Origin of the sequence: Falsihalocynthiibacter arcticus (assembly GCF_000812665.2) — a bacterium.
GTDB classification, from domain to species: domain Bacteria; phylum Pseudomonadota; class Alphaproteobacteria; order Rhodobacterales; family Rhodobacteraceae; genus Falsihalocynthiibacter; species Falsihalocynthiibacter arcticus.
Window position 1 is genome coordinate 2,869,623 of sequence record NZ_CP014327.1, and the last position, 26,771, is coordinate 2,896,393.

Below are 26,771 nucleotides of genomic sequence, written 5' to 3' on the forward strand. Positions count from 1 at the left end.
AATTAGTTTTATATTATAAACCCGTCAAGGAGTGAACTGTATGTCCAGTTTTATGTTGAGTTGCGTGCTTTTATATGTAAACTTTGATTGCATATATAAAACAATAAAATTGTGAGCTACCTAATGGAAATCGAACAATACTTCGAAGATTACGCCCTTGGCGACACGCGCAAGACCAACGGCCGGACCATAACGGAAACTGATTTTGTGGTGCACGCGGGGCATACAGGTGATTTTTTTCCCCATCATATGGACACAGAGTTTTGCAAAACACTCCCTTTTGGGCAACGTATTGCCCACGGCACAATGACCTTTGCCATTGGCGTGGGGCTTGCCGCGACCCAAATTAATCCGCGTGCGTTTACATATGGTTACGAGCGGCTACGCTTTCCAAAACCGGTCTTTATTGGTGATACGATCCATACCGTCGTGACGATTGGCACCATGAAACTCGATCCCAAGCGTGACGGATTTGGGCAGGTCGTTGAAAAAACCGAAACGTTCAATCAGCGCGGAGAAACCGTGATGTATTGCGAACATATTTTACTGGTTGAGTTGCGCAAATAACCGCAATCCCCCTTCCTATAATGAGGTACGACATGGCAGAAATTGGTGTTCACGCGCGCGGCCTTCCGGGATTGCCCGAGGATCACGCAGAAATTCCCGTTTGGAACGCGGAAAACTGGTTTTATGAAGACTTCACGCCAGGGGATAAAATCCGCTCGATACGGCGAACGATTTCCGAAGGGGAATCCATGCTTTTCAACAGTCTAGTGATGGACCATCATCCCTATGTCTCCGACCAAGAATTTGCCGCGCAAGAAGGTGTATTTGGCAAGCGTTTGGTGGCTGGTGCGATGGTGTTTTCCTATGGCCTCGGGCTGGCGGCGACCAATTGTTTGAACTCCTTTTCCTATGGATATGATCGCCTACGCTTTATCAAACCCGTCTTCATTGGCGATACGATTTATACAATCCGCGAGAACCTGAGCAAGGTTGTGCACTCCGATGAAATGGGAAAAGTGCGCGTCAGTTATTCCGTCTATAAAGGAGAGGGAGAGCTGGTTTTATACTGCGAGCACCTCATGACCGCGCTTTACAGCGACCCAGAGCCCTTCGCGGAGGAGGCGCAGGCCATCGCTTTGGCAAAGGCGAAAAAGTCAGCTTGAAAGTTTACGGGAGCGTCTAATCCTTTTGATGCTCGCTCGTTTAACTAATTGACGAGAAATGACGCGATAACGCCCTAGATTGACCGTTGCCGCCTTGAGTCTGGCCGCGGGGTTGATACATTCGCGCGGAATTATTCATAAAGGACTGACCATGCTGAAAGCCGAAACTCGTTACGCTATCGACCCAGAACACGCCAAAACGCTCGGCACCGAAGACTTGCGCAAGAATTTCCACGTTGGGGGGCTTTTCGCAGACGATGAAATCAAGCTCGTTTACAGCCATTATGACCGTCTTATTCTAGGGAGTGCGGTTCCAACCAAGGGGGCGTTGACACTTGAGGCGCTCGCCGAAACGGGAACGGACACGTTCCTTGAGCGGCGCGAAATGGGCGTGTTGAACATTGGCGAAACAGGCACGATCACAGTGGACGGCGAGACCTTTGAGATTGCCAAGGGCGAAGTGCTCTATGTCGGCATGGGCAGTGGCGCGGTTGAGTTTTCAGGGGCAGGACGGTTTTATATTCTCTCGGCTCCCGCCCACCATAAATACCCCACAACCTTGATCCGTGAAGCCGATGCAAAACGGGTGGAACTTGGGTCGCCGGAAACCGCAAACGAGCGCGTGATTATTCAACTTCTTCATCCCGATGTGTGTAAAAGCTGCCAACTCGTGATGGGGTATACGCAATTCAAACCGGGGTCGGTTTGGAACACCATGCCGTGCCACGTGCACGACCGACGAATGGAAGCGTATCTTTATTTTGACGTAAAAGACGACAATCGTGTTTTCCACTTTATGGGCGAACCTGCGCACACGCGTCACATGGTTGTGGCCAATGAGGAAGCCATCATTTCCCCGCCGTGGTCCATCCACTCAGGTGCGGGCACAGGGGCCTATACGTTCTGTTGGGCGATGGCGGGTGACAACGTAGACTTCACCGATATGGACATGGTTCCGATGGCTGAACTGCGCTAGGCGACACGTTTCTGCATGAAATTGGCCCTGACCCTAGCTCCCTAGGGGCGCTGGTCAGGGCGCTTGATTTCTCGCCTTACAAACAACTGCGTAAACCTACCTTTGTGGCGGAAATTCCTAAATTCGCACCAAGTGGTTGTCCCACGCACAGGGGTGATCTCCGAGGAAAACGGGTTTGGCGTCGTCGAAGGTTCCCACTTTTCCCGTGCCCGAGGAGAACATAAATTTCGCCCCGCCTGCGCTAACGCCACAGACATCTGGCAGCGCATAGGTGGCGGAAAACGTGTCATTCGCAAGGTCGAAAATCTGGACCACGCCCCCGATGGGCGAGGTCGCCGCCAGTTGCGACGCGTCCTGTGCAATGGCGACGCTCCCCACATAGCCGCGCAACTCACGGTGTTGCGTCATGGGGGCTTGCAACAGGCGAATATCCTCGCCGCGCGTATGCAGGCCAAGCAAGGCGGGGTGCTGCTCGGCTTCGCCCTGCCACTGCATGGCAAAGGCCACCAACCCATCAGGGCCGACCGCCAAATGCCGGATTGAATTTCGCGAAAGTTCCGAAGGAAGCTCGATCTGGTCCCTTTGTGTTCCGTCCGGCGCCACATAATTCAGGTTGGGCCGCATCGTTGTCAGGTTCAATTTGGTGCGTCCCATATCGGGGTGCGTTTCAATGCCCCCATTGGCAATCACAAGGGTTTCGCCATCGGGCATCAGCTTCATATCATGGGGGCCAACCCCGCCAGACGCGAACTCACCTAGGCGCACATAGCGGTGCTGGGCATCCCAAACGCCGATGACGCCGAGGCCTGCTTCATAGTCGTTTTCGGTGGTGTAAAGGGTTGATCCGTCTGCGGAAAACGTTCCATGCCCATAGAAATGACGCCCCTCTGGTGCGTTGAAATTTGCGATCACTTGGCCCGTGATACAGTCGAGCACGAATGCAAACCGCCCCGGGCGGCGGGCAAATCCGACGGCCTCTGGGCGGGTTGGATGGGCGGCGGCGGCGTGGCCGCGCCCCGGAAGGGGAAGCTTAAAAAGGATATCCCCTGCGCCACTTAAACCAACCAGATGGTCGCCCGCGTTTGGAAAACGTGCGGCGGATAAATAGGTCGGAGATCCTGCATCTGCCCAACTCGGACGGGGGCACAGGCCCGTCGCGATTAGGCCCCAAGAAACGCGCGTCGTGAGGCCATGTTAGTCTCCATCCAATGAATTGAAGCCCGCAGCGACGCCCAGTTTTGGGCCGAGCTCCGTCGCCGAGATTTCGCGAATATGGTCGATACTTTGCTGAACTAACTCAAGGAGGAAGCGATCTTGGACATTGGTGACGGAGGCAAATCTGGGATCGTTGACCTTTGTAAGACGGGCTTGGCTTGTTTCAAACGCCTCGGTGAATTTTTGCTGTAGGGAGGGATTGCCCTCGGCCAAAATCGCCGCCAATTCCTGCAATGCGGTTAGCGAAACCTCAATATGGCGACGTGATCGCTCTGAGCGGCGGGCCTCGGCGCGGGCAGGTAGGGGGCGGTCAAATGTGCCTAAAGGGCGGCCCAAACGCGTGTCGGAGGTGAATTGCAAACCTGCATTGAAGGCTTTGAACAATTCCTGAACCGCCTCGTCCTCGTTGCGATAAACGCTTGTTTCGCTAGGGTTCAGCATCGTGTCGCTATAGGTTTCTTGCCAATCCGTCAGAATGGCGGTGGCGTTGTCGTGGATATTTGTGGTGATGGCTTGCACCAATTCACACCGATATGTGTCGGTGCCCATTTCGCGCAGGTCCGCGTCATAGAGCAGGAATTCCAGTGCAAAAAAGCCTCGGCCCGCAATCGACACATGGGCAAATTCTTCGGGGTCTTGTACGGCGGGATCTTCGTTTTGGATTAGGCTTGCCAGCGTTTTTGGGGTGAAACCCTTGGTGTCTGGCCAAAACGCGAGCGCGAAAGCACGATCGCCGACTTCGGTGGGGCCAAAGCGCAAATGGCTCACACCAATCCACGCGTCAAAAGCCGTGTGAAACGCCGCCTGAAGGTCTTCGGACTCCGCATTGCATTGGGTTTGGGAAGTCGTTTCTAGGGCTTGCGTTGTGGTGACGAGCTGCTCAAACCGTGGGAGAATGTGCTCGGACAGGGCCGTGCGCACGGTTTGCGAGGGGTCGGCCGCCGTGGCGGTTAACGGGCAAACGAGGGCAAGGAGGAAGATGAATTTGCGCATATCAAAGGCTCTCTAAAAAACGGATCAGGGCATCGCGGTCTTGTTTGGGCATTTCGACAACTTGGTCTTTCATGGCTTGCGCCTCACCGCCATGCCAGAGCACAGCTTCGAGAAGTGAACGGGCGCGACCGTCATGGAGGAAATAGGTGTGGTCCGAAACGCGTTCGGTCAATCCAATCCCCCAAAGCGGTGCGGTGCGCCATTCGGTTCCGGTTGCGCGGGATTCGGGGCGGTTATCGGCAAGGCCTTCGCCCATATCGTGCAAAAGAAGGTCGCTATAAGGCCAAATTAGTTGGAAACTTTGCGCGGGTTGGTCCCCAAGACGGTGGGTCACAAAGGCTGGGGTGTGGCAGGACGCACAGCCCGTGTCGTAAAAGACCTCTTTACCGCGCAAGACTTCGGGGTCGTCCACATCCCGTCGCGCGGGCACACCCAAATTACGGCTGTAGAAGGCCACAAGATCGAGCGCGTCGTTTTCGATTTCATTGCCCCCTTCGCTGCCATTTGGCGCTTCTAGGCAGGCTGTTTGAGCTGCGGTGCACTCTCCTTGTGGCGTCGGAAAAAGCGGGCTGGAAATCCCAATATCACCGGCAAACGCGGCGGCAGATTGATGTTTTATCGTGGGCGCGCCCGCCTTTAGGCCAAAGCGCCCCAACATGGGTTGATCGTATTCCATTGACCAGACCACATTGGCGCGGCCAGAAATGCCGTCTCCATTCGCGTCGTCAGGATCCGTGTTTGCGACGATATCTGCTGTGGGGATCGCTTCCAACAGGCCCAAGCCGATCATTTGGGGAGCAATGCGGGGGCTGAGCATGGCGTCAGGGTGAAGCGGCCCATAGCCAAGGTCGGCCGCCGTGTAGGTTGGAACGCGCAAAGAGGCGGTCTCGCCGTCCGAAAGGGCGACTTCCTGTTCTTCATAATCGATTTGCAAGCGGTATTCGGCTTGATGCCCCGCGAGGCTGAAATTCTGAAGCTGGGTGCCATAGATTGGGTCAGGCAGGGTCGCCAAATAATCTTCGATTCCTGCGATGCCATCCGTAGATGCCCCCGGAATAGAGACGCGCAGAAAGAGGGAAATCGCAGTTTCGTCGGCGTTTTCGGGCGCATGTCCCCGTCCGTCTTTTATGTGGCAACTTTGACAGGAGCGCGCGTTGTAAAGCGGGCCAAGACCGTCGGAGGCCAAAGTAGAGGAGGGCGACGAGACCCAGAGTTTGCGAAACAATCCGTTGCCGACTTTGAAATTGAGTTCGCCGTCAAATCCGATGTTCGCGGAGGGTTGCGAAAACGCATCCGAATTGTTGCGTACCCGCACGGTTGCGGCCCCTGCAGTCTGTTCCTCAAACGGGCTGGCGGCGGAGAAATCTAGGGTCGGCGCCGTAACTGCCGCGATACGGGCGGCTTCTTTTGCGGTGCGGGGGATCACGTTGAGGTGCGGATCGCCAAGCTCTTGGGCGGTCGCGGACGAAACGGAAAGGATCAAGGCGGAGACGGCAAGTCTGGCAAGCATAGCGGGACCATTCAATATTACTGCGCGACGCCCGTTCGTGACGGACGCCGCTTTTTGGTAGGGTTTACTGGAAGACAGCGGCGGGACTATCGAGGCTGTCGGAGCCTTCGAATTCGATATGGTTTAGCCCGAGGGTTGTGACGATGCGCTCAATCGTTTTGGTTTGATCAATCAAGCTATTCACGCCGCCCATGACCAAAGCTTCACCGGCAAGATTGCCTCGCTCCAACATCTGGTCATAAGCAAAGCCAGCTTCCGCGGCGGTCTTGATCCGACCCAAATTTCGCATGGTAACCGAGAGTTTTGCTTGCATTTCAGCGTCGAGGGCTGGGTCCGCTTCGACCACGAGGTCCGAAAGGGATGCGCCCGAAACGAGGGAGCCATCAACACGCACATACTCGCCCAAATAGATATTTTGAACGCCCAATCCGTCGTAATAGTGGCTGTTGTGGGTGTTGTCAGAGAAGCAATCATGCTCTTCTTCTGGGTCGTTGAGCATCAGGCCAAGGCGCATCCGTTCGCCCGCTTGTTCGCCATAGGAAAGCGACCCCATGCCTGTCAACATCGCGACAATTCCCGTGCCCTCGTTGGTCAAAAGCGTGGTGCGCGCTTCGCCCTCAGAGCTCCATTGTGCGGTCATCCAATCGAGATCAGCGACCAAGAGCGCAACGGCAGCTTGCAAATATTCCGCGCGGCGGTCGCAGTTTGCGTTGCTACAATCGTCACCCGTGGCGTAATCCGTCCAAGGGCGATTACCCGCACCCAAACCGTGGCCATTCAAGTCTTGGCCCCAGAGCAAAAACTCGATGGCGTGGTATCCCGTGGCGACATTTGACTCAACGCCGTCTGCTTCGTGCAGAGTAGCGGCCAGAAAGTCTGGCGTAATGGACGAGGCATCAATATCAGTGCCGGATAGTAAGAAACTTGGGTTCGCGATGACGTTCAAAACCGCAAAGGCGTTTTCGTCGGTCGGCTGGCCATAGGCATCGCTTACATAGTCGATCAAACCCTCATCAAGCGGCCACGCGTTCACTTTGCCTTCCCAATCATCGACGATGGCGTTGCCAAAGCGAAAGACTTCGGATTGTTGGTAGGGGACGCGGGCGCTAAGCCATGCCTTGCGGGCAGCGTTCAAAGTTTCCGCAGAAGGGGCTGCGACCAATGCGTCGATTGCAACTTGCAAGGTTTGGGCTGTGATCAAACTGTCTTCATAGGTTGCCTGAGCGATATCAGCATAGGTGTTTAGGGTAGCGGTTTTGTCACCGGCCCATGCGGGGGCTGCAAGCATGCAACTTAGGGAAAGTGTGGAAATAAGTGCGCGTTTCATTCGAAATCTGTCCTCGCTGTCGAATCCATTTGTCTGGGTAAGTGCCATTGCGCAGATATCTGAGCGATTTAGTTGGGTTTGTCAAATCCGATTATTTTAGTCGCCTTTAAGGTGCGTACCATTCCATATCACGCACCACCACAGATTAAATCGAAATGAAGCCGAGCCAACGATTTGAAAACATCAGTAAATGTGTGATAGTTTTTTATATATTTAAGAAAATACATTTTTTAAAACTTTTTGAGGCAAGCTAAATGAACACGATTATTGATGGCTTGAATGCCATCCTCTGGAATTACGTTTTGATTTACGGGTTGTTGGGGGCGGGGCTGTTTTTCACCATTCGATTGGGCGGGATTCAGTTCCGGCATTTTGGCGAAATGGTGCGCTTGGTTGTGGCGCGGCCCACGGCGGATTCGCATGGAATTACCCCTTTTCAGGCGCTATCGGTAAGTTTGGCGTCGCGCGTTGGAACGGGCAACCTTGCGGGCGTCGCGGTTGCGCTTACACTTGGGGGACCGGGGGCGATTTTTTGGATGTGGATGGTGGCTTTGGTGGGCATGGCAACGGCCTATGCCGAAAGCACTTTGGCCCAAGTTTATAAGGTGACAACAGCCAAAGGGCACTATCGTGGCGGTCCTGCATTTTACATCGCACAGGGCCTGAATGCGCCACGGGCGGGCGCGATTTTTTCGATCTGTTTGATTATAAGTTTCGGGCTGATTTTTGTGGCAGTTCAATCGAATTCAATCGCGGAATCCTTCAACGGATTGATTGGAATCCCCAAGTGGATCGTCGGCGCTCTGGTCGCCGCAGTGGCGGGTGTGGTGATTGTTGGCGGGATACGCTCCATTGCCAAAGTGGCCCAGTTTCTGGTGCCAATTATGGCGGGGGCTTATCTGATTGTGGCCATCATCGTCATGGCTTTGAACCTGCCCCAAGTGCCGGAATTGCTATGGCTCATTATCTCAAGCGCGTTGGGTTTTCACGAAGCCGTCGGCGGTGTGGCGGGGGGCGTGATGGCCGCCGCCCTCAACGGCATTAAGCGCGGTTTATTCTCGAATGAGGCGGGCATGGGGTCGGCTCCCAATATCGCCGCTGCCGCAACCCCGCAACCGCATCACCCCTCAAGCCAAGGGTTTGTGCAGGCCTTTGGCTGTTTTGTGGATACGATTTTGGTGAGCACCGCGACGGCGATCCTCATCCTTTTGTCGGGAGTTTTGGGATTGTCGGACACTACCGGAATGCAACTCACGCAAAGCGCGCTTGAGGTGCATATGGGGCCTGTGGGCGGGTATTTTGTGGCCATTGCCATTCTCTTTTTCGCCTTTACATCCATCCTTGGGAACTACTCTTACGCGGAAAATGCGATGACTTATCTCAAGCTGGATTCCCCGCTTCCGATTATGATCTTGCGTCTGAGTTGTTTGTCGATGGTTATCTGGGGCGCCACGCAAACCGTGCAAACAGTGTTTAATTTTGCGGATGCCGCGATGGGAATGATGGCAGTTATTAACCTCACGGCAATCCTTATGTTGTCGGGAACAGTCTATAAATTGACCCTCGATTATTTCACTCAACGCAAGGCGGGGAAATCACCGCGCTTTGATGCAGACAAGTTCCCAGAACTGGATCGTGGAGTTGATGCGAGGATTTGGAGTTCAGACGAAAGCCCCAGCGTTTAGGGGCTCTATTTGGACAGGTTTTCCCGCGCATTAAAATTGCTACAAAAGGATGTTACATAATGAAGACTACTGCATTTCGCCTTGGCCGTACGGTCGGTCACCTTTTGCTTGCGCTGCTCAATGCGACGTTGCTCCTCGCGGCCGTTTGCCTCTTTTTGGAATTGCGCGTCGTGAAAGCCGTTGATGGTCTGACACAAACTTTCTCTGAAAATCTCGTGCAAGTGGCCCCGCTTCGGGATGCTGTGATTTCCCTCTCACTGGACGCGGCGGAATTGCGGGGTGAGCTTGCGGCATTCACGCAGACGCCAAATTCATTCAACGAGGAACGTGCCAATGCCCTCAGTGCCAAAGTGGATATTCTAAATACGCAACTTGTTGCATTAAAAGGGAATATCGGAAATGTCATGCAAAATCCTGAGGGGTTGATCGATCATGCAATTGAGAAGACAGCGCAAGAAGTGATTGATGGCTTGTCCGATTTGCGCGGATGCGAAAAACCGGTGAGTATGTAAATCACCGCCAAAATTGGCAGGGTGAACGCGTAAAAATTGGTGCTTAAAATCCGTGGGGTGAAGCTCTATACCAAAGCGTGTCCGTTTGGGCCATCCCGTGTCGCCCGTTGGCGCGCACCTATCAAATTCGAGTGAGTTTTGTACAGCATGGATCGAAATCTAGACCCAATCCTGCATATAGGTGCACCCAAATGCGGTAGTTCCAGCTTGCAACGCGCGCTATCATTGCGGCCGACTTTTACGTCCCGCGCGGGGGTGACCTATCGGTATATTGTCCTACGTCGAGAACAAATCCTTGGCGGGCTTGCGATTATACTCATTATGAAAACCACGCGCCGCGCGTATCTTCAATCGGCGCGGTTCGACGAAATCATCCTGACCCAAAACCAAGACGGAAGCTGGCATCCAAACGCAAGATCGATTGCGCGTATTCGTAAATTATTTGCGCAAATGCGGGCACGAAACGAGGTGCCGATTATCTCAAACGAGGGGAATTTTTCCTTGTTATCGCGCCATCTCGGTCCCGAAATGTTTTCAACATCTGGGGTTGAAATGTCAGGTTTTCGTATACGTGCGCCCTCAAGTTGAATGGATGAATAGTGCCTGGTGGCAATGGGGCCTATGGGAAGAATTTCCGTATCAGAAGGATTTTTCCGCATGGTTTCCCGCGGCCAGAGAAGGCTGCAATTGGTTGAAACGATTAAAAAACCTTCGGGAGATCGATCAGATATCTGCCCTCAACGTTGCCCTTGCCAACGGGAATGTTGTGGCGCAGTTTTTTGAAGCTATTGGGTGTGATGCGCCCGCCGATGCGGCCGAAATCGAGAACCGATCTCTGGATATTTCAGCCATCAAGTTTCTGTTGAATAATCGTGGTTTGCGCAAAGACATTCACGACTCAAAAGCGGCGTTGATTTTGGCAAAACTGAAGGTTGAAAACAGTGAAAAACCGTGGTGTTTGAGTGCAAATCAGGTTCAGAGCATCATACGCCACCACCTGCAGCATAACAAAGCCCTTCTTGAGTTTCTAGACAAGGACCAAGCAGAAAGGATGCGTGCCGACCCGCATTGGTGGCAAGCTGATAGCTATCAAACAGCGCGCGTTCACAAGGTTGGTGCTCCAGATTTTCTGCACGAAGACGACGCCCAATCAGCCTTTTATCGGACGGAACTGCGAAAACGGGGCTTCAAAATGCGGGCCTCTGTTTAACTCCCCGCGCAATTGACGGGCGGGGAGGTTGGTTTTCGAAACGGTTCACGCCTTTGGGCGCGCAGCGGCGATTTTGGCGAGGGCAATGTCGTCGGCGACTTCTGAACTGGGGAGGTGCGCGTCATCCGCGCGTTTCAAAATATCGAGGATTGTGTGGTACAGGCCGGTGATCCGCGCCACATCGGCCTCGCGCGACGGAGTTGAGAAGATCACTGTTGAGCCCCCCATGACACCGCCCGCGTTCACCACATAGTCGGGCACATATGTGATACCGCGTTCTTGCAACGCGCGGCCAAATTTTGGTTCGGCAAGCTGGTTGTTGGCGAGGCCACATATGACCTTTGCTTTGATTTCTGGAAGGGTTGTCGCATTCACAACGGCCCCCATCGCGCAGGGTGCAAAGATATCGACGTCTTGGGCATGGATGCGGTCGGGGGGAACGGCGGTGACGCCATATTTTGCGACGACATCCTGAACGACCTCGTCGCGGACGTCGGCCACAACAAGTTCTGCTCCGGCGGCGTGCAATTGGCGCGCGAGGTCGGCACCCGTGCCGCCAAGGCCTTGAATTGCCACGCGTAAACCTGTTAGTTCATTTCGGTCCCACACGTGCTTTGCCGCGGCGCGAATACCTGTGAAGCCGCCAAGGGCTGTGAAGGAAGACGGGTTGAAGCCCTCTTCGTATTGCTCGGCGCGGCAAAAAATATAGTCGCAGTTTTCGGCCAAAATATCGGCGTCTTTGGGGCCAACTCCCACATCGATTGCGGTCCAATACAGGCCACCAAGGTCCTGAACATGTCTGGAGAAGGCGCGCAAAAGGTCGGCTTTGTCGGCGCGCGCGGGGTCTGCAATGATCACGCATTTTCCGCCGCCCAAGGGCAAATCGGCCACCGCGTTTTTGTAACTCATGCCTTTGGATAGGCGCAAAACATCCGTGAGTGCTGCGTCCTCGCTTGCGTAGGCGTGCATCCGACAGCCCCCCGCAGCAGGTCCAAGAGTGGTCGAGTGAATGGCGATGATCGCACGCAAACCAACGGCGGGGTCGTTACAAAACAACACCTTTTCGTGGTTATCGAATTCTGGGTGTTCAAAAATGGACATGGTGGATTCCTTGGTTTCGCCGTGCGTGCAGTTTAGGGGGTATTGGGGAGAGAATCCGTGCAAACATCCATGCTATTCCCTATAGTTCCGCAAGGATTGGCTAAAATATAGGGAATACGTAGCTAATATGACCAAAATTGAACTGGACGTCACGGATCACCGGATTCTGCGGGTTTTGCGCCAAGAAGGGCGGATTTCGAACCTTGATCTGGCGCAACGGGTGGGGCTTTCGCCCACGCCCTGCAGTCGCCGCGTGCGTCGCCTTGAGACCAGCGGCGTTATCACTGGCTATAGTGCCCAGATCAATCCGACGGCGATGGGGCATGGGGTGACCGTCATGGTGAACATTCGTTTATCCCGCCAAGGCCCCGCAGATATTGAAGAATTTCTCGCGGCGGTGAAGCGGATGCCCGAGGTGACGGAGTGTTTGCTGGTGACGGGCAATCTGGACTATATCCTGAAGGCGCGCGCGCGGGACGTTGAAGAACTCAAGGATTTTGTCTTGGCCAAACTTAAGAAAATCCCTTGCGTTTCGGACACAACCACGATGTTGATCCTTGAGACGATCAAGCAAGCCGATTAGCGCGGGATGTGGACGGTTTGCCCTGTGTCACAGGCGGTTTGAATGGCTTCCAAAACATGCATGGTTTTGAGGCCTTCTTCACCCGAAACCAACGGGGACGCGTGCCCCTTGATGACCTCCGCGAAGTGTTCGATTTGATTAACCAATGGTGCGGACGTGGCGCAGGGGAAGGAGGCCGCACGGATGGGCGACCACCAGCTTTGCGGCGCGTCGTGGGTCCAGACCGTAAGGTCGGGCAGGGACATTGCGCCTTTTGAGCCACCGAAGTGATAACAGGATTGGTTCGTTGCGGGGTAAGCGGGGTTTTCGCCCGCCGTAAGTTCCCAACTCCAAGGGGCGGCGATGGCGTCGGACACGGTGAGGGTGCCGATGGCTCCGTTGGCGAACCCAAGCACGGCGGCGGCGACGTCCTCATTATCGTGTCCGCGTCGGGAGGGTGCGGCTTGGGCCTGTACGGTTATGATGTCGCCGCAGAGGTGGCGCATGAGATCAACGTCATGTGCGAGGTTGACCGAAATCGGCCCCGCCCCTTTTTGGGTGCGCCACGGGGCAACGTCGAAATAGTCGTCGGGTTTGTACAGCCAGCAGGTGGCTTGCAGGCTTCGGATGTCACCAATCACGCCTTCGGAAATGAGGGAGGCTGCTTTTTGGATGATCGAGTTGTAGCGCCGATGATGGCCAACGAGGAGGGGGACGCCGTTTGCCTGCGCCGCTTGAACCAGCTTTTCCGCTTCCTTTGCGGTGACGGCGAGGGGTTTTTCTACAAGGACCGCGCAATTGTGCTCGATGCACATAAGCCCTTGTTCCACATGCAAAGGTGTTGGCGTGGCAAGGATAACCCCATCCACCTTCGTTGCGGCAAACATCGCCTCAAGACTGGTGAAATGCGGGACGTTATAGGTGGCAGCGAGCTTGGCCCCTTCGGGACTTGGATCCACCAGCGCGGCAAGCATAGCGTCTTGGGTGTGCGTGAGTGCGTCGAGGTGTTGTTTGCCAACAAGCCCCGCTCCCACAACACAAATTCTGGCTTTTTGCTCCATGTTCACCCCTTTGATATTCCAACGAAAGCCTAACTTTTATTGTGTCCTATACAACCCAAATTGCGATCTATTCGGCCTAGGTAAGGGGAGCCAAAATGTAAAAACACTTGCCATCCGCTCAGGAGGTGCGAAAGACTGCGTTCAAAAAGGAGAAGTCATGTCACATTTGGAAGATATTCGCGCGAAGTCGAGGTTTCGCGATTTATTTGAGGGTCAGTTTCAGCACGCAGCAATCGCAGCTTTTATGGCGATTGGCGCGTGTTCATTGCTTGTACGGGTAGAGGACGGCCCTTGGTATTTGCTGCTGAATTCAATCGTATGGGCCAAGATTGCCATTATCCTTGCTATTGTCCATCAGGCGCTCGTGGCTGGGGTGTTTCGGCTGCAGCTTTACAAAAACTGGATGAGCAAGCGGTTTGGCGAGCGGGATATGCAGGTCTGGGCGGGGATATTCCTTCCGTTGTTGATTGCGCGCCCTTTGGCTGTGCTTTTGACAGGATTGAGCGATAGAACACCGATCACGGGATATAACACGCTCGAAGTCATACTCGGCGTCGCGTTGTTGGGGGCGGCGGTTTACGGCATGCATTCTGTTCTTGTGTATTTCACCTTGCCGCGCGCTCTTGGGGGCGACCATTTCCGCGATGAATATGCCGAGATGCCGATGGTGAAGAAAGGGATCTTTAAATATGTCGATAACGGCATGTATAGCGTTGTGTTCCTTGGCCTAACGGGGATTGCGCTGATCTGTGGGTCGTGGAATGCGCTGGTGGTGGCGCTGTTTCAACATGCCTATATTTGGGTGCATATGTATTGCACGGAGACACCGGATATGCGGCGTATCTATGGAGGCCGTGCGGATGTGGAAGAGCGTTCCGAAGCCTAATCGGCCTTATTGAGCTGGACGTGAAAAAGGCCCCTTGTCGGGGCCTTTTTGGTTTTTGGGGTCGCGCGGATGGGGGGCAAGGGGCGCCCCTTTTTTGTTACCTGCGACCACCGCCCATGCGACCGCCTCCGCCGCCTACACGTCCGCCGCCCGAGGGGCGGGATTGAAACCCACCGCTTGGGCGTTGAATGTTGCGGTTTTGGATTTGGCGTTGGTTGCCCGTTTGACGGTTTTGATAGGCCGAGCCTACGTTTGCGGGCAGTTGGGTTGGGCGATTGATGCCTGTGGCTGGCAGTTGCGCGGGGCGGGTTGTGCCTGCAGCGGGGAGTTGTGCGGGGCGGTTGATTTGCGGCAGTGCTTTGGGTTGTTGGACCCCTTGCCATTTGCCGCCACCGTCGTTGCGCTCCCATTTGCCGTTGTTTTGACGATAGACACCGCCGTCTTTGCCCGCAAAAAGATCGCCAGCCTTACCATTGCTAAGGACCGCGTCTTTGGCGCCTGCAGCCCATTTGAGGTCTTGGGTGCCATTCACCTTGTTGCCTGCCAAAGCGCCGAGGCGATTGTCTGCGAGTTGGTGCGCAGCAGGGCTGCCTTTTAGGACGCCGCTATTGTCCTTCCACGAGTTAAAGGCACGTCCAGCGCCCACAGAAGCGGCCGCGCTTCCAAGTTGTGCGGTAGACAGGCGTGGGTTGGTTGCCGAAACGAAAGGACGGTTCGTGCCAAGGGGTTGTGCCTTGGGCGTTATGTGTTGGTTGCGCACGAAATTACCGTCTTTGTTGATAATCTTGGGTGCATTGGGCAAGCCACGATCAGGGCCGTAGTTGTCACCATAGCGCCCGAATTGGCCGCGCTTGGGATCATAATAGCCGCCGATGCCATAGGTCACAGGGCGCGGATAGAACGCGGGGGGACGCACGGCAATCGGGGGACGCACATGGGGGGGACGGAACCCGGGAGGACGATAGCCAGGAGGGCGGATAAAGGGAGGGCGGAATCCTGGAGGGCGATAACCGGGGCCGGACCAATAGGGGGGTAGTTCCAACCGGGGCCATAGAAGATGCTGCCCCAAGCGTAATAGCCAAAGAAGTACCCCGCCGTAACGCCAAAGTAGGTCGTTGTCGGCGTGGAATCGACCACCGTAACGTAAGTGACGTTGTGCACGGGTTCGGTTGCGGGGATGGTATAGATGACGTCTGGCACCGAGGTCGCAACTTCAAACGGTCCTTGCGGGCTGTCGCCTTTGAACCAGATGCCGTCGATCACGGTATAGTAGACATCGCCAACCCTCAGCACCGTCTCGTTGCTGTTGAGGGCATAGCTCATCTCGGTGCCTTTGATGGGGGTAAACTCAGGGTCGCCCGCATAGGAGACATCCGCTTTGACCGAGGCATGGTCTACGGCGGCGATCTCGGGGATGCTCGCAAGGAGGCGTGCTTCTTCGCTTTCGGGGGTACCGGGTACGGATGAGCGCACCGCGTAATAGGGGGCGTCATCGGGAATGTTGCGGAAATCTTCGGGAAGGTCGCCCGAGGCAAAGGTCCAATCGTCGCCGTTCAAATCTTTATTGCGGAACCAGCGGCCAGAGGTGAGGAAGTACCATTGCGCCTCAACCGTGTGGTAAAACAGATCAAACTGTGTGTTGCTGACCCATTCAAGCTTGGTGCCACTGACGGGCTCCTTCTTGGGCGGACCATCCATGGTGATCAATTCGGTGGGGACGTTGGAATAGAAGACTTTGGGGAGAGGATCACTCGGAATGAGGCCCTCTGCCACAGCGCGCCGTGCATCGTCCCAGTTGCCATCATCAGGGAGGGTTGTGAAGATTTCGGGAAGGGTGGCAACATCAGTCCACGGGCCACTCAAGTCCTCGGCCTCTAGCCAGCTGGTGTTGTTGCGCAAAGTCCATTTTCCCGAGTCATAGATCGAGAACAGGTCCCAGTTGGTGTTCACGGTAAAGGCCAAGTCCGGAACGCCGTCCACAGTTGCCGTAAGGGGTTCGCCATCTGTCATCACAAGGATCGAGGGCTTTTCGCTGACGTAAATAAGGGGAGGGGTGGTGTCCAAATCTTTAAGGTCGGTGAAGGACTGGAAATTCTCAAGGCTCGCCGTTGTACGGGGGAGGGAGAGAGTGATTTCACCCGTGGGGAGTTGTTTACCCACACCCAGCGCAAGCGCGTCCATGTCATCGCGGGTGAGGTTAGAGAAGCTGAGGTCCGTGATGACAATATTAGTGGCAATAATCTCGTTGTTCTCGCGATCGGCAACTGTATCGGCGGAAATTGTGATGATCCCATAAAGTGGCTCGGCGTCTTTGGAGCGCGTCACTTGGGTGGCCACTAGGGCGGTCATCTTGGTGAAATTTTTCCAGTCATTCACTTGCGGCTGATAGAGGGTGACACTTGCGCCCTTGTCGTTGGAAAAGGTGCGCGGCCATTTATTGGGCTCATCGGATTCGGTAAGGTATTTGCCACTGACAAATCCGGTTTTCCCATCCACCGTCACAGCACACCAAGCGGCGGCATCGTCACATTCCTCAACCTCAAGAGATGTGCCTTGGGGGAGGGTGGTCATGACGGGGGCGCCAGTCGTTGGACCTTGGCGCATGTTTAAGTCAGCAGTGGTTTGGGCAGGCCACGCAAAGGCCGCGTTTGCCGCGAGCGAGAAGCAGGCGGTAAGGGTGGTAAATCGGTGCAAGTAGGACATGAGGGCTCCAAATGGACAAAGCTATGCTCGGACCTTAAGAGAAGATGCGAGACAGGTATAGGTTGTGAACACAACTTTCTGTGTGCAGGCCGTTACTCTGGTTTCTTGGGCGAGACAGGCTGGCCATGGGGGTAGTGAGAAAGGCGTCCGTCCACAGCGCCTTCATTCCCTCAAGCGCGTCGGGCGCAAACATCCCCTTTGCAACGACCATCTCCTCTAAGGTGGCGACCCAAACGCGGTAATAGTCATCGCTGCCGTCTAGGGGATGCTCAGCCCCCGCAAGAGCGAGGCGCGCGCCAAACATTTGTGCCCACTCAGGCCATGCAAAAACACCGGATTCATTGAGCGCCACGGTGAGGGCAAAAACCTGTCCGTGCCACGGGGCCTCGAAGGTGGCTTCGGGCGTGGGTTGTGTGTTGGGAGAACAAGAGGTCATGCGCTGGGCTCAAGTAGATAGCTTTGCCACAGATCAAGGACCATGTCGTCACCAGAGGCTTCCGCGTCTGCGCCCCAGAGATCATGGGCCGTGAAGCGCACAGCATAAAGCGGTTGCGGCGCTGGGCCGAGGAAATGCGCGTTGCTGTCAGGGAAGACGTGATTGCCGTGCAGGCGTTCAATGGTGCCATTGCGCCCGGCAGCATAGGCGGGCAGTCGGGTGTGGCCGCCTTTCACGAGGGTGTTCTGGGCATGGGGAACGGTGCGCACAGGATCGCCGACGCGGAACTTGGCTTGGGGGCCTTCCGGCCGCATATAAGAGCCTTGCGCATGCATCGCGCGGTCTACGTTTTCGGGCTTAAGAGCGCGTGGATCAGGACTGTGCGCTGGGCCCGCGGGAGGGCCGTCCAAATCCTCCATTGTGAGGAGGTCACTGTCGACAAGGATATCCGTCAAACCGCCGAGCCATTTTTCATAATAGGTGAAACCCGCGTAATCTTTGGGGGTTAAACATTCCCTCGCGTGGCGGCTGGCGTCGATGTTCCACGCGCCAAGAGCGCCACAAGCGAGGTTGAGGGCAAGGGCGCGGGCCTCCCAATCGGTGTGGAAAACCTCGCTGTCGTCCTTTTCGGGGATAGGGCCGTCGCCAAAGCGCCCGCCCATATCATGCACGCGGCTCACGCGCTGGGCGCCTTGACCAAATCGGTGCCGATCATTGCGTTGCGCGAGATCAACGCCGCGAGATCGCTTTCCGAAAGGTCCTGCGTTCCTTCAGGGCGCATTGGCACCACCAAATAGCGCACTTCGGCGGTGGAGTCCCAAACACGGACGGATTGGCCATCGGTCAACTCCACCCCGAATTCGGCCAAAACGGCGCGGGGTTCGCGAATGGCGCGGCTGCGATAGGCGTCGGATTTATACCACGTCGGCGGGATGCCAAGGATCGGCCACGGGTAACAACTGCAAAGGGTACAAACGACGAGGTTATGCTGGGTCGGCGTGTTTTGCACGGCCACCATATGCTCGCCCTGCCGTCCCATGAAGCCCAACTCGGCAATGGCGGCGGTTGCGTCCTCCATAAGACGGGCGTGAAACGCAGGATCAACCCACGCACGCGCCACAACCTGCGCTCCATTGCGCGGGCCGATTTTATTCTCATAGGTATCAATCAGTGCATTCAACGTCGCAGGATCAACCAATCCCTTATCCACCAGTAAGCTTTCGAGCGCGCGCACCCGCAACTCAGGATCCGAGGGCAGGTGGCTGTGGGCGTGATCCGAATGATCATGGGGCATGCGTGAAATCCTCAAACGTTAGGGCCGTAGACTGAGGCAACGGCAAGAGTTGCCTCAGTCTACAAAATTTCCCCGCAGATGAAAGCTATTCCCGCGACCGCCCTAGAGTTGTCCCTTCACCGGCAGGAATTTGGTGATATTTGCGATGGTCTTTTTCGAGAAACTCGCCCCGGGTTCGGAAGTTTCCACTTCGATGCCCTGCGGCGTTGCGATCGTCCAAAGGATGTTGCCTTTGGGGTCTAACGACAGTTTATAGGCATGGGTTTCGATGTATTTGAGGACCCCGGTTTGAAAGCGTTTCGCAAGCTCTGGTGAGTCAATAAACATGCCAAACTCGGTGTTGATTTCGATCGAACGGGGGTCATAATTCAGCGAGCCAACAAAAAGGGTTGTGGCATCAAAAACGGCCGCTTTGGTGTGCATCGTGAGTACCACGTCGCTGTCTGGGGGAAGTTGCCCCAAAGCTTGTAACGCGTCCGCGCGGATTTCATAAAGCTCAACACCTGCCTCCAAAAGCCCTTTGCGACTCGGAGCATATCCGCCGTGCACATAGGCATGATTGGTCGCTGCCAAGGAATTGGTCAGGATCACCACCCGTCGTCCTGCACGGCTGAGCGCTTTAAACATCGCGAGGTCCGATGGGCGCGGCACGAAATAGGGCGACATCAAAATGACGTCCGATTTTGCCGAAAGTATTTGTTGTTTAAGTTCGTCGGAAAGCGTCCGAGGGCCTACTTTGACCGCATTGCGTGTTTTTTGCGGGGTATCGGTTACAACCCATGCATCGCCGTGAAGGGGTTGGATTGTCCCGTCTACCACTTGAGCAACAAACTCCGAACTCATGGCTTTGGCATAGACATCTCTCTCGGCTTGGTCCGCACGGCCACGAAGGTCCTGCTGTAAGCTTTCTTTGTTCACTTTGAGACCTAGTTCTTGGAAGTTTTCCATCGGGACGGAGTGCGGGTCATTCCAATAAACGTCGAAGGATTTTGCAATGTCCTTTGTGACGGGCCCCATGACGAATATATCAAAATCGGCAAATTCTGCGTCTGAGTTGATCTCAAAATACTCGTCCGCAATGTTCCGTCCGCCCACGATAGAGGCCGCATTGTCCGCCGTTAGCGATTTGTTATGCATGCGCCGATTGACGCGATTGAAATCGAGTAGGAAATTCGCGCCTTTTGTGCTGTTGCGTGAGAGGGGATTGAACAAGCGCATTTCAATGTTCTCATGATCATTCAAAAGCGCAATTTCTTCGTCCGTCGCAGAAGTAAAGACGTCATCCAGCAGGAACCGCACCCGCACCCCACGATCAGCAGCATCAATCAACGCCCTCGAAAAAATACCGCCTGCGAGGTCGGGTTTGATGAGGAAATATTGAATGTCCAGCGTATGTTCCGCGGCCTCGATCAGGCGCAAACGTGCCCCAAGCGCATCATTGCCCGTCACCAACGGAACCAGCGTTGTTTTCCCACCACCCTCTAACGTTTCCTGCTTGGCCATGCGCGTCACGTTGCTCTGGCCTACAATATCGGTAGCAGAGCTTGGCGTGTGGTGTTTCTCAAACGGGACATGCGTACAGGCAACGGTCAAAAGCAACAGGCCTCCAAGACACAAAAACTTGGTCATGGAACGGGCGCGCGAGGCGCGTATCATGGCGGAGGGGAAAATAATTGTGTTCATTTTGCACTTTTGCGACAGATGCCACGACTCGTCAACTACCCTTGTGAGGGGGTGTTTCAAAATCAGGATATGTGGTTTTCACGCCCTTACGCTAGGTCTGATTTAACCTTTGCCAAAAGGGCATCGCTGGCTTTTGCGAGCAAGCCTGAATCCGAGCCACAAGCCACAAAGGTGAACCCTTCGTTGAGCAGTTGCGCAGCAAATTCTGCGTCAGCGACAAGCGTGCCGACGGGGATGCCTGCTGCCATCAAGGCGCGCGCCACGGGCCAGATGGCCTCCCAGACTTCAGGCGCAAGCGGTTTGCCAAGATAGCCCAAATCGGCGGCAATATCCCCCGGCCCAAAGAAAACCCCCGTAACCCCTTCAACAGCGCCGATTTCAAGCGCATTGGCCAAGGCTTCGCGGGTTTCTACCTGTACAATCACCGTCGTTTCATCTTCGATTTTTGCAAAGTAATCTGTGATACGTCCAAACTTATTGGCGCGGGTCAAACCACTCACACCCCGAACGCCGCGTGGAGGATAACGTGTGGCGGCAACCGCTGCGCGGGCCTCATCCGCATTTTGCACCATCGGAAATAACAGGCCCGGCGCGCCGACATCGAGCAGGCGTTTTACTTTAACGGGATCATTCCAGTCGGGCCGCACAATGGCGGTTGTTCCCGTGTTGGCAAAGGCTTGGAGTTGGCCAATCACCGACGGAATTTCATTGGGGGAATGTTCGCAATCAATCACCACCCAATCATAGCCACAGGGGGCCACAACTTCGGCGGTGAAATTACTGGCGAGGGTGATCCACAGGCCGATTTGCTTTTCGCCCGATTGAATTGCTTGTGTAAAAGGGTTTTTCTGGAGGTTCATATCACGGCCTTTTCAATAAATTTTTCACCTTTTGCCACGCGCTCATATCCGAAGGGCGACAAATCGAGGGTCTGGTAGGCGCCGTGGGTAATCCATTCGGCCACGCCGCGTCCCATGGCGGGGGATTGCTGAAATCCGTGGCCCGAAAACCCGTTGACGAAGATGAAATTCTCGACCTCGGAATGGGGGCCAACAATCGCGTTTTGATCCAACGTATTATACGCATAATGTCCCGCCCATGTGTTGACCAGCTTGATGGCCTCAAATTGAGGGATGCGGGTGGCGAGGATGGGCCAGACTTTATCCTCCCAAATGTCGTGGTCGAGGGCGAAGTCGTCAAAGGCGACGGCGGGATCTTCATCGGGTTTACAACCCGCCATATAATACGCCCCATCGGTGCGCACATGGATGCCTGACGGGTCGATCGTCAAAGGAAGGTCGCGATCAAGCGGGGTTTCTGCGGCGAAAATAAAGGTGAAACGCTTCCGCGGCTCCACCGGTATATCGATGTCCAACATGCGCGCGGTGACGGCGGCGCGCGGGCCGGAGGCGTTCACAACCGTTCCACAGGAGATCACGTCGCCAGATTTGAGGGTGACAGAGGTGACGCGTGTTCCAGCCGTGTTTTTGGCCATCGAAACGACCTCATTGCTCAAGAATTCCACCCCCCGCTCGCGCGCGCTTCGTTTCCACCAATCGAACATGGTGTTGCCGTCGAAATAGCCCTCGTTGACGCGGTTGTGGTTGGCACCGATTATGTCGTCGAGTTGATAGAAGGGGTAGTCGCGCAGAATTTCGTCGGGAGACATGTATTTTGTGCCAGCCCCCAATCGCGATTGCAGTTTTTGGTTTTCTTGCAGTGTTTGTGCGAAGACTTCTGTATCGGCCAAATAGAGGTAGCCAAAGCTTTGGAGTGTAATATCGGGAATACGCGTGTCGCCGCCCATATATTCACGGAAATTCTGAATACAATCAACGCCAAACTGGCTGACCTTAATGTTGATTTCGGTTGAGAACTGTTGACGAATACAGCTGTTTGTATGCGAAGTTGAGGCGAATTCGTAGCTTGGGTCGCGCTCTACCACGAGGACTGACCCCTGAAAATCAGGGCTATCGGTGAGGAACCACGCCACCGAAGAGCCGAGCATGGCGCCCCCAATGATGACGACGTCGTAGCTTGTTTTTGTCGGAGAATTGTAGGTTATATCCACGCCGTTTTTCCTCAAGTTCAGATGTTTTGGGGATTTAGGCATGATCTATTGAGGAGTGTCCATAGCCTGTGTTTGATTGCGCGTTTTTAGGCTTTTTGAGCAAACAGCGATGGTGTGAAAACACATCGTTTTCCTATCTCTGCGCCCAGCCAAATTCTGCGCGTTGGCTGGGAAGGGAATAAAGTTGCGAATGGTTCGCAATTGCATTGACAGTTGCGAATGGTTCTCATAAACGGAGGTAACGAAATTCACCTCGGGGTAAGGCAATGCTGGCGCGAAAATCACTATGGGCGATCACATGTTTGGCGGCTTTTGCGGCGGCCACACCCATCACCGCAAAAGAGAAATTTAAGGCACTCACGACCTTTACTGTGATTGCAGATATGGCCAGAAACGTCGCTGGAGACGCCGCCGAAGTTGTGTCGATCACCAAGCCCGGGGCGGAAATCCACGGCTATCAACCCACACCGCGCGACCTGATCAAGGCCCAAGACGCGGACTTAATTCTGTGGAACGGGATGAACTTGGAGTTGTGGTTTGAGCAGTTCATTGGCAACCTGAGCGATGTACCGGAGGCCATCCTAACCGAAGGCATCGTCCCGATGGATATCGTCGAGGGCGACTATCAGGGACGCCCCAATCCACACGCCTGGATGTCCCTCGAGAATGCGATGATTTACGTGGATAATATCGCCGCGGCCTTTACGGAGCACGACCCCGAAAATGCGACGATTTATATGGAAAACGCGCAGGCATATAAGGCGCAGCTCACGGCTGAAATTGCGCCGCTTCGCGACGGAATCCTCGCCATTCCAGAAGAGGATCGCTGGCTGGCGACGTGCGAAGGGGCCTTTAGTTATTTGATCCGTGACTACGGAATGAAGGAACTTTACCTCTGGCCGATCAACGCCGATCAAACGGGCACACCTCAGCAAGTGCGCAAGGTGATCGACGCGGTGCGCGCCAATAATGTGAAGGCGATTTTCTGCGAAAGTACGGTGAGTTCGGACCCCGCGAAACAGGTCGCCCGCGAGACGGGGACAGCTTTTGGCGGCGTTCTCTATGTGGACAGTCTGACCACAGCGGACGGCGACGTGCCCACGTATATCGACCTTCTGCGCGTGACCTCGCAAACAATTCTGGACGGGTTGGGGGGCAACCAATGACCCTTGCAGACGGCCAATCCTCCGGCATTCGCGCCCGCAACCTCACGGTGACTTATCGCAATGGCATGACAGCTTTGCGCGATGCGAGTTTTGAAATTCCCACGGGGACAATCACGGCTTTGGTCGGGGTTAATGGCGCTGGGAAATCCACTTTGTTTAAGGCCATCATGGGGTTCGTCCCCACGATTAAAGGCGATATTACCGTTCTAGGCCAGTCGGTTAAGTCGGCGTTGAAGCAGAATATCGTCGCCTATGTTCCACAGTCCGAAGAGGTGGATTGGTCGTTTCCGGTGCTGGTTGAAGATGTGGTCATGATGGGCCGTTTTGGCAAAATGGGCTTTTTGCGCATTGCTTCTCCAGCCGACAAAAAGGCCGTAACCGAAGCCCTCTCGCGGGTCGGGATGGTCGATTATCGCTATCGTCAAATCGGGGAACTTTCGGGGGGCAGCGCAAACGGGTGTTCCTTGCCCGCGCCCTTGCTCAGGACGGAAAAATCATCCTGCTGGACGAGCCTTTTACGGGCGTCGACGTCCAAACCGAAGATGCGATTACGGATTTGTTGCGGGAATTGCGCGCCGAAGGGCGGGTGATGTTGGTCTCCACGCACAATCTTGGGTCGGTTCCCGAATTTTGCGACCGGACCATTTTGGTCAAGGGCACAGTGATTGCGCATGGCCTCACCGAAGACACCTTCACACGCGCAAATCTTGAGGAAGCTTTCGGTGGCGTTTTGAGGCATTTTGTGTTGGGTGGCAAAGACTTGCACGATGATGACGATACCCGCCACGTGACCATCCTAACCGATGACGAGCGCCCCTTTGTCACCTATGATGATCGCGCCCAGACGGCGGCACCCGATCCTGAAATCGAGGGGAAAACCCCGTGATGGAAACGCTTTTGGTGCCGTTTACCTATGGGTATATGATCAACGCGATGTGGGTCAGTGCGCTTGTCGGCGGCATCTGTGCGTTCCTCTCGGCGTTTTTGATGCTCAAGGGATGGTCGTTGATTGGCGACGCACTCAGCCACTCAATTGTGCCCGGAGTTGCTGCCGCCTATATGATTGGTCTGCCCTTCGCGTTTGGGGCATTTCTGTCGGGTGGACTGGCCGCTGGAGCCATGCTTTTCCTCAACAATCGCACGGGGTTAAAGGAAGACGCGATCATAGGGATCATTTTTACATCCTTCTTTGGACTCGGGCTTTTCATGGTGTCGCTCTCGCCATCATCCGTCGATATTCAAACAATCACCTTGGGCAATATCCTCGCGATAACGCCCAGCGATACCCTACAATTGGCGCTGATTGGGGGATCTCATTCGTAATCCTGTTGGCAAAATGGAAAGACCTCATGGTGACGTTTTTCGACGAAAATCATGCCCGTTCCATTGGCTTGAATACCGGTGCCCTCAAGGTCTTGTTTTTCACGCTTTTGTCGGCGTCCTGCGTTGCCGCGCTGCAAACTGTCGGCGCGTTTTTGGTGATCTCGATGGTCGTCACACCGGGGGCGACAGCCTATCTTTTGACCGACCGCTTTGGCTGGCTTTTGGTCATAAGCGTGGCGCTCGGGGCGGTCTGTGCCTTTGTTGGGGCCTATCTGTCCTTCTTCCTTGATGGCGCAACGGGCGGGATCATCGTTTCATTGCAAGCCCTTGTTTTCCTTTTCGCTTTCTACTTCGCCCCCAAGCATGGGATGCGCGCGGCCCGTCGACGTGTCGCCGCTGAAATCGGGGGAAGCACATGATCGATACCCTCCTGATGCCGTTTCAATTCGCGTTTATGCACAATGCGTTTTACATCGTTTTGATCGTCTCGGTGCCCACGTCCTTACTGTCGTGTTTTCTGGTTCTCAAGGGGTGGTCCCTGATGGGCGACGCCGTAAGCCATGCGGTCCTTCCGGGGATTGTTCTGGCCTATATTGCGGGTATCCCGTTGATAATTGGCGCTTTTGTGGCGGGAATGACTTGCGCGCTGGTGACAGGATTTTTGGCCGACAATAGCCGCGTGAAACAGGATACGATCATGGGCGTCGTGTTTTCGGGCATGTTTGGCTTTGGGGTGGTGCTCTATACCAAGGTCAAAAGCGACGTCCATCTTGACCATATCCTGTTTGGCAACGTGCTCGGTGTCGGCCCAGAAGACCTCTGGACGGCGGGCATTGTTTCGCTGATTGTCTCGGCAATTCTCCTGATGAAATGGCGCGATTTTCTGTTGCACGCCTTTGATCCGATTCAGGCCAAGGCTTCCGGTTTGGCCGTCGGCTTTTTGCACTATGGGATGTTGGCAATTTTGTCGCTGACGATTGTGGCGACGCTCAAGGCTGCGGGCATTATTCTGGCGATTGCCCTGCTTATCTCCCCCGGTGCCATCGCGTTTTTGCTGACTCGACGCTTTGAATATATGCTGATGATTTCGGTGGCCGTCACCATGGCGTCGATGTGTTTTGGCCTTTATATCAGCGTCTTTATCGATAGTGCGCCAGCCCCAACCATTGTCTTGGTTTTGACTTTTGTTTTCATTGTGGTTTTTGTCGGGACTCAAATCCGAAATGCGCGGGTCACAACTTAGATTTTCGCGTCAACAATGCTTTGAATATTTTGCGCGAGGAGGCTGCGGACTTCGTTCGACGTATCCTCGCCCAAGGCGCTGATTTTGAACACGCGCCGCATCATATCATAGCCAAGCATGACCGACACCAGCAGGCCTGTTTTGGCCCTGCGCGTTTTGGGATCAATGTCCGGAAATCGGCTTGCTAAAACGTCGTTAAAGGTCGCTTCTAGAGCCTCGGAAATAACCCGCACGGAGTGTTCGCTCGAGGTTGATCGCAAGATCGCGAGCGTGGGATCATAGCCTTCTTTTTTGACGGGATGGGCGAGGAAATAATCGGCTATCCGTTGGCCCAAAGTGTTCATCTCGCCGTCGAAAATTTCTTCGAGGTGCAAATGTTCAATGATTGCGGCCTTAAAAAGCCCATCTTTGGAGCCGAAATACCGATTGATGAGGGCGACATTTACCCCTGCAACCCCAGCGATTTCGCGCAGTCCAGCTCCATCATATCCGTTATCCGTAAACACACGACGTGCGGCCACAAGGATCGCTTCTTGCGTGGCATTCGCGTTTCGTTTGCGGGGAGGGGTGTCATGGAAATAGGGTCCCGCTTTTTTGTAAACAGGCGTTTACTTGCTTTGTTTTGTATGTAAACATATGCTTACT

At 54.8% G+C, this 26,771-nt stretch carries 26 protein-coding genes and 2 pseudogenes; 13 read left to right on the forward strand and 15 right to left on the reverse strand.

The features are described 5' to 3' along the window. Window positions 1–123 precede the first annotated feature (123 nt). The 3 genes from RC74_RS14170 (at window position 124) to kduI (ending at window position 2,145) form a co-directional block, all read left to right on the forward strand. Complete coding sequence (locus RC74_RS14170; protein ID WP_039001221.1) at window positions 124–567, forward strand: MaoC family dehydratase; 444 nt, start codon at window positions 124–126, stop codon at window positions 565–567. A 32-nt stretch (window positions 568–599) separates the two neighbouring features. After that, window positions 600–1,169: a MaoC family dehydratase gene (locus RC74_RS14175; RefSeq protein WP_082802307.1), complete on the forward strand. Its 570-nt coding sequence runs from the start codon at window positions 600–602 to the stop codon at window positions 1,167–1,169. Window positions 1,170–1,320: 151 nt separating this feature from the next. Continuing rightward, complete coding sequence (kduI, locus tag RC74_RS14180; protein WP_039001282.1) at window positions 1,321–2,145, forward strand: 5-dehydro-4-deoxy-D-glucuronate isomerase; 825 nt, start codon at window positions 1,321–1,323, stop codon at window positions 2,143–2,145. A 117-nt stretch (window positions 2,146–2,262) separates the two neighbouring features. Here the strand turns inward: kduI and RC74_RS14185 are convergent, their stop codons facing one another. The 4 genes from RC74_RS14185 to RC74_RS14200 all read right to left on the reverse strand — a co-directional run bounded on the left by RC74_RS14185 (window position 2,263) and on the right by RC74_RS14200 (window position 7,190). Continuing rightward, window positions 2,263–3,306 carry a DUF1513 domain-containing protein gene (locus RC74_RS14185; RefSeq protein ID WP_062628285.1) on the reverse strand — a complete coding sequence of 348 codons (1,044 nt, stop codon included), beginning with the start codon at window positions 3,304–3,306 and terminating at the stop codon, window positions 2,263–2,265. Between the two features lie 33 nt (window positions 3,307–3,339). After that, window positions 3,340–4,353 (reverse strand): imelysin family protein, encoded by a 1,014-nt coding sequence (locus RC74_RS14190; protein ID WP_039001223.1) that lies wholly within the window; start codon window positions 4,351–4,353, stop codon window positions 3,340–3,342. A 1-nt stretch (window position 4,354) separates the two neighbouring features. Further along, window positions 4,355–5,863: a di-heme oxidoreductase family protein gene (locus tag RC74_RS14195; protein ID WP_039001224.1), complete on the reverse strand. Its 1,509-nt coding sequence runs from the start codon at window positions 5,861–5,863 to the stop codon at window positions 4,355–4,357. A gap of 64 nt (window positions 5,864–5,927) precedes the next feature. Further along, the gene (locus RC74_RS14200) at window positions 5,928–7,190 is read right to left on the reverse strand and encodes an imelysin family protein (protein WP_039001225.1); all 1,263 of its coding nucleotides are present in this window, start codon (window positions 7,188–7,190) and stop codon (window positions 5,928–5,930) included. Window positions 7,191–7,444: 254 nt separating this feature from the next. Here RC74_RS14200 and RC74_RS14205 point away from each other — a divergent pair, with 254 nt between their 5' ends. From RC74_RS14205 to RC74_RS14220, 4 genes are all read left to right on the forward strand, one after another. Then, window positions 7,445–8,875: an alanine/glycine:cation symporter family protein gene (locus RC74_RS14205; protein WP_039001226.1), complete on the forward strand. Its 1,431-nt coding sequence runs from the start codon at window positions 7,445–7,447 to the stop codon at window positions 8,873–8,875. A gap of 59 nt (window positions 8,876–8,934) precedes the next feature. Beyond that, window positions 8,935–9,387: a hypothetical protein gene (locus tag RC74_RS14210; protein ID WP_052274705.1), complete on the forward strand. Its 453-nt coding sequence runs from the start codon at window positions 8,935–8,937 to the stop codon at window positions 9,385–9,387. Window positions 9,388–9,612: 225 nt separating this feature from the next. After that, window positions 9,613–9,975: a hypothetical protein gene (locus RC74_RS14215; protein ID WP_156477483.1), complete on the forward strand. Its 363-nt coding sequence runs from the start codon at window positions 9,613–9,615 to the stop codon at window positions 9,973–9,975. 103 nt (window positions 9,976–10,078) lie between these two features. Further along, window positions 10,079–10,597, forward strand: coding sequence for a hypothetical protein (locus RC74_RS14220; protein ID WP_156477484.1), 519 nt, complete (start codon window positions 10,079–10,081; stop codon window positions 10,595–10,597). 45 nt (window positions 10,598–10,642) lie between these two features. Here the strand turns inward: RC74_RS14220 and RC74_RS14225 are convergent, their stop codons facing one another. Next, window positions 10,643–11,698 carry a Leu/Phe/Val dehydrogenase gene (locus RC74_RS14225; RefSeq protein ID WP_039001229.1) on the reverse strand — a complete coding sequence of 352 codons (1,056 nt, stop codon included), beginning with the start codon at window positions 11,696–11,698 and terminating at the stop codon, window positions 10,643–10,645. Window positions 11,699–11,825: 127 nt separating this feature from the next. On the opposite strand from RC74_RS14225, the gene RC74_RS14230 reads away from it, so the two are divergent. Next, on the forward strand, window positions 11,826–12,281 hold the full coding sequence (locus RC74_RS14230; RefSeq protein WP_039001230.1) for an Lrp/AsnC family transcriptional regulator: 456 nt from the start codon (window positions 11,826–11,828) through the stop codon (window positions 12,279–12,281). On the opposite strand, the gene RC74_RS14235 is transcribed toward RC74_RS14230, so the two are convergent. Next, window positions 12,278–13,321 carry a Gfo/Idh/MocA family protein gene (locus RC74_RS14235; protein WP_039001231.1) on the reverse strand — a complete coding sequence of 348 codons (1,044 nt, stop codon included), beginning with the start codon at window positions 13,319–13,321 and terminating at the stop codon, window positions 12,278–12,280. The two genes, RC74_RS14230 and RC74_RS14235, sit on opposite strands and share 4 nt — an antisense overlap. A gap of 157 nt (window positions 13,322–13,478) precedes the next feature. Here RC74_RS14235 and RC74_RS14240 point away from each other — a divergent pair, with 157 nt between their 5' ends. Next, a complete protein-coding gene (locus RC74_RS14240; RefSeq protein ID WP_052274706.1) occupies window positions 13,479–14,207 on the forward strand; it encodes a methyltransferase in 729 nt (242 codons plus the stop codon). Window positions 14,208–14,304: 97 nt separating this feature from the next. Here the strand turns inward: RC74_RS14240 and RC74_RS14245 are convergent, their stop codons facing one another. The 8 genes from RC74_RS14245 to RC74_RS14280 all read right to left on the reverse strand — a co-directional run bounded on the left by RC74_RS14245 (window position 14,305) and on the right by RC74_RS14280 (window position 22,331). After that, complete coding sequence (locus tag RC74_RS14245) at window positions 14,305–15,141, reverse strand: hypothetical protein (protein WP_156477485.1); 837 nt, start codon at window positions 15,139–15,141, stop codon at window positions 14,305–14,307. Continuing rightward, entirely contained in the window at window positions 15,090–16,910 is a 1,821-nt protein-coding gene (locus RC74_RS14250; RefSeq protein WP_062628287.1) for an SH3 domain-containing protein, read from the reverse strand. The genes RC74_RS14245 and RC74_RS14250 overlap by 52 nt, the downstream gene beginning before the upstream one ends. A gap of 34 nt (window positions 16,911–16,944) precedes the next feature. After that, window positions 16,945–17,346, reverse strand: coding sequence for a nitrile hydratase accessory protein (locus RC74_RS14255; RefSeq protein WP_082802309.1), 402 nt, complete (start codon window positions 17,344–17,346; stop codon window positions 16,945–16,947). Then, a complete protein-coding gene (gene nthB, locus RC74_RS14260; protein WP_039001233.1) occupies window positions 17,343–18,026 on the reverse strand; it encodes a nitrile hydratase subunit beta in 684 nt (227 codons plus the stop codon). The genes RC74_RS14255 and nthB overlap by 4 nt, the downstream gene beginning before the upstream one ends. Next, entirely contained in the window at window positions 18,023–18,640 is a 618-nt protein-coding gene (nthA, locus tag RC74_RS14265) for a nitrile hydratase subunit alpha (RefSeq protein ID WP_039001234.1), read from the reverse strand. Before nthA ends, nthB begins: the two co-directional genes overlap by 4 nt. 102 nt (window positions 18,641–18,742) lie before the next feature. Further along, window positions 18,743–20,323 (reverse strand): phospholipase D family protein, encoded by a 1,581-nt coding sequence (locus RC74_RS14270; RefSeq protein WP_052274707.1) that lies wholly within the window; start codon window positions 20,321–20,323, stop codon window positions 18,743–18,745. Window positions 20,324–20,409: 86 nt separating this feature from the next. Further along, window positions 20,410–21,183: an HpcH/HpaI aldolase family protein gene (locus RC74_RS14275; RefSeq protein ID WP_039001235.1), complete on the reverse strand. Its 774-nt coding sequence runs from the start codon at window positions 21,181–21,183 to the stop codon at window positions 20,410–20,412. After that, window positions 21,180–22,331, reverse strand: a complete 1,152-nt coding sequence (locus RC74_RS14280; protein WP_052274720.1) for an NAD(P)/FAD-dependent oxidoreductase — start codon at window positions 22,329–22,331, stop codon at window positions 21,180–21,182. Before RC74_RS14280 ends, RC74_RS14275 begins: the two co-directional genes overlap by 4 nt. A 329-nt stretch (window positions 22,332–22,660) precedes the next feature. Between RC74_RS14280 and RC74_RS14285 the strand changes: the two genes are divergently transcribed. The 4 genes and pseudogenes from RC74_RS14285 (at window position 22,661) to RC74_RS14300 (ending at window position 26,126) form a co-directional block, all read left to right on the forward strand. Beyond that, window positions 22,661–23,560, forward strand: a complete 900-nt coding sequence (locus RC74_RS14285; protein ID WP_039001236.1) for a metal ABC transporter substrate-binding protein — start codon at window positions 22,661–22,663, stop codon at window positions 23,558–23,560. After that, window positions 23,557–24,446, forward strand: a pseudogene (locus tag RC74_RS14290) (manganese/iron ABC transporter ATP-binding protein). The gene RC74_RS14285 and the pseudogene RC74_RS14290 overlap by 4 nt, the downstream one beginning before the upstream one ends. Further along, window positions 24,446–25,302 (forward strand): annotated as a pseudogene (locus RC74_RS14295) (metal ABC transporter permease). The pseudogenes RC74_RS14290 and RC74_RS14295 overlap by 1 nt, the downstream one beginning before the upstream one ends. Next, on the forward strand, window positions 25,299–26,126 hold the full coding sequence (locus tag RC74_RS14300) for a metal ABC transporter permease (protein WP_052274708.1): 828 nt from the start codon (window positions 25,299–25,301) through the stop codon (window positions 26,124–26,126). The pseudogene RC74_RS14295 and the gene RC74_RS14300 overlap by 4 nt, the downstream one beginning before the upstream one ends. Here the strand turns inward: RC74_RS14300 and RC74_RS14305 are convergent. Continuing rightward, a complete protein-coding gene (locus RC74_RS14305) occupies window positions 26,123–26,647 on the reverse strand; it encodes a TetR family transcriptional regulator (protein ID WP_062628289.1) in 525 nt (174 codons plus the stop codon). The two genes, RC74_RS14300 and RC74_RS14305, sit on opposite strands and share 4 nt — an antisense overlap. Window positions 26,648–26,771 lie beyond the last annotated feature (124 nt).

Bases quoted from the DNA above. Each gene is read 5' to 3' on its own strand.
- RC74_RS14270 (WP_052274707.1), bottom strand. From the start codon at position 20,323: ATGAACACAATTATTTTCCCCTCCGCCATGATACGCGCCTCGCGCGCC.
- RC74_RS14280 (WP_052274720.1), bottom strand. From the start codon at position 22,331: ATGCTCGGCTCTTCGGTGGCGTGGTTCCTCACCGATAGCCCTGATTTT.
- RC74_RS14235 (WP_039001231.1), bottom strand. From the start codon at position 13,321: ATGGAGCAAAAAGCCAGAATTTGTGTTGTGGGAGCGGGGCTTGTTGGC.
- RC74_RS14200 (WP_039001225.1), bottom strand. From the start codon at position 7,190: ATGAAACGCGCACTTATTTCCACACTTTCCCTAAGTTGCATGCTTGCA.
- RC74_RS14205 (WP_039001226.1), top strand. From the start codon at position 7,445: ATGAACACGATTATTGATGGCTTGAATGCCATCCTCTGGAATTACGTT.
- RC74_RS14300 (WP_052274708.1), top strand. From the start codon at position 25,299: ATGATCGATACCCTCCTGATGCCGTTTCAATTCGCGTTTATGCACAAT.
- RC74_RS14230 (WP_039001230.1), top strand. From the start codon at position 11,826: ATGACCAAAATTGAACTGGACGTCACGGATCACCGGATTCTGCGGGTT.
- RC74_RS14225 (WP_039001229.1), bottom strand. From the start codon at position 11,698: ATGTCCATTTTTGAACACCCAGAATTCGATAACCACGAAAAGGTGTTG.
- RC74_RS14175 (WP_082802307.1), top strand. From the start codon at position 600: ATGGCAGAAATTGGTGTTCACGCGCGCGGCCTTCCGGGATTGCCCGAG.
- RC74_RS14190 (WP_039001223.1), bottom strand. From the start codon at position 4,353: ATGCGCAAATTCATCTTCCTCCTTGCCCTCGTTTGCCCGTTAACCGCC.
- RC74_RS14285 (WP_039001236.1), top strand. From the start codon at position 22,661: ATGCTGGCGCGAAAATCACTATGGGCGATCACATGTTTGGCGGCTTTT.
- RC74_RS14275 (WP_039001235.1), bottom strand. From the start codon at position 21,183: ATGAACCTCCAGAAAAACCCTTTTACACAAGCAATTCAATCGGGCGAA.
- RC74_RS14170 (WP_039001221.1), top strand. From the start codon at position 124: ATGGAAATCGAACAATACTTCGAAGATTACGCCCTTGGCGACACGCGC.
- RC74_RS14210 (WP_052274705.1), top strand. From the start codon at position 8,935: ATGAAGACTACTGCATTTCGCCTTGGCCGTACGGTCGGTCACCTTTTG.
- nthA (WP_039001234.1), bottom strand. From the start codon at position 18,640: ATGCCCCATGATCATTCGGATCACGCCCACAGCCACCTGCCCTCGGAT.
- RC74_RS14250 (WP_062628287.1), bottom strand. From the start codon at position 16,910: ATGTCCTACTTGCACCGATTTACCACCCTTACCGCCTGCTTCTCGCTC.
- RC74_RS14240 (WP_052274706.1), top strand. From the start codon at position 13,479: ATGTCACATTTGGAAGATATTCGCGCGAAGTCGAGGTTTCGCGATTTA.
- RC74_RS14195 (WP_039001224.1), bottom strand. From the start codon at position 5,863: ATGCTTGCCAGACTTGCCGTCTCCGCCTTGATCCTTTCCGTTTCGTCC.
- kduI (WP_039001282.1), top strand. From the start codon at position 1,321: ATGCTGAAAGCCGAAACTCGTTACGCTATCGACCCAGAACACGCCAAA.
- RC74_RS14255 (WP_082802309.1), bottom strand. From the start codon at position 17,346: ATGACCTCTTGTTCTCCCAACACACAACCCACGCCCGAAGCCACCTTC.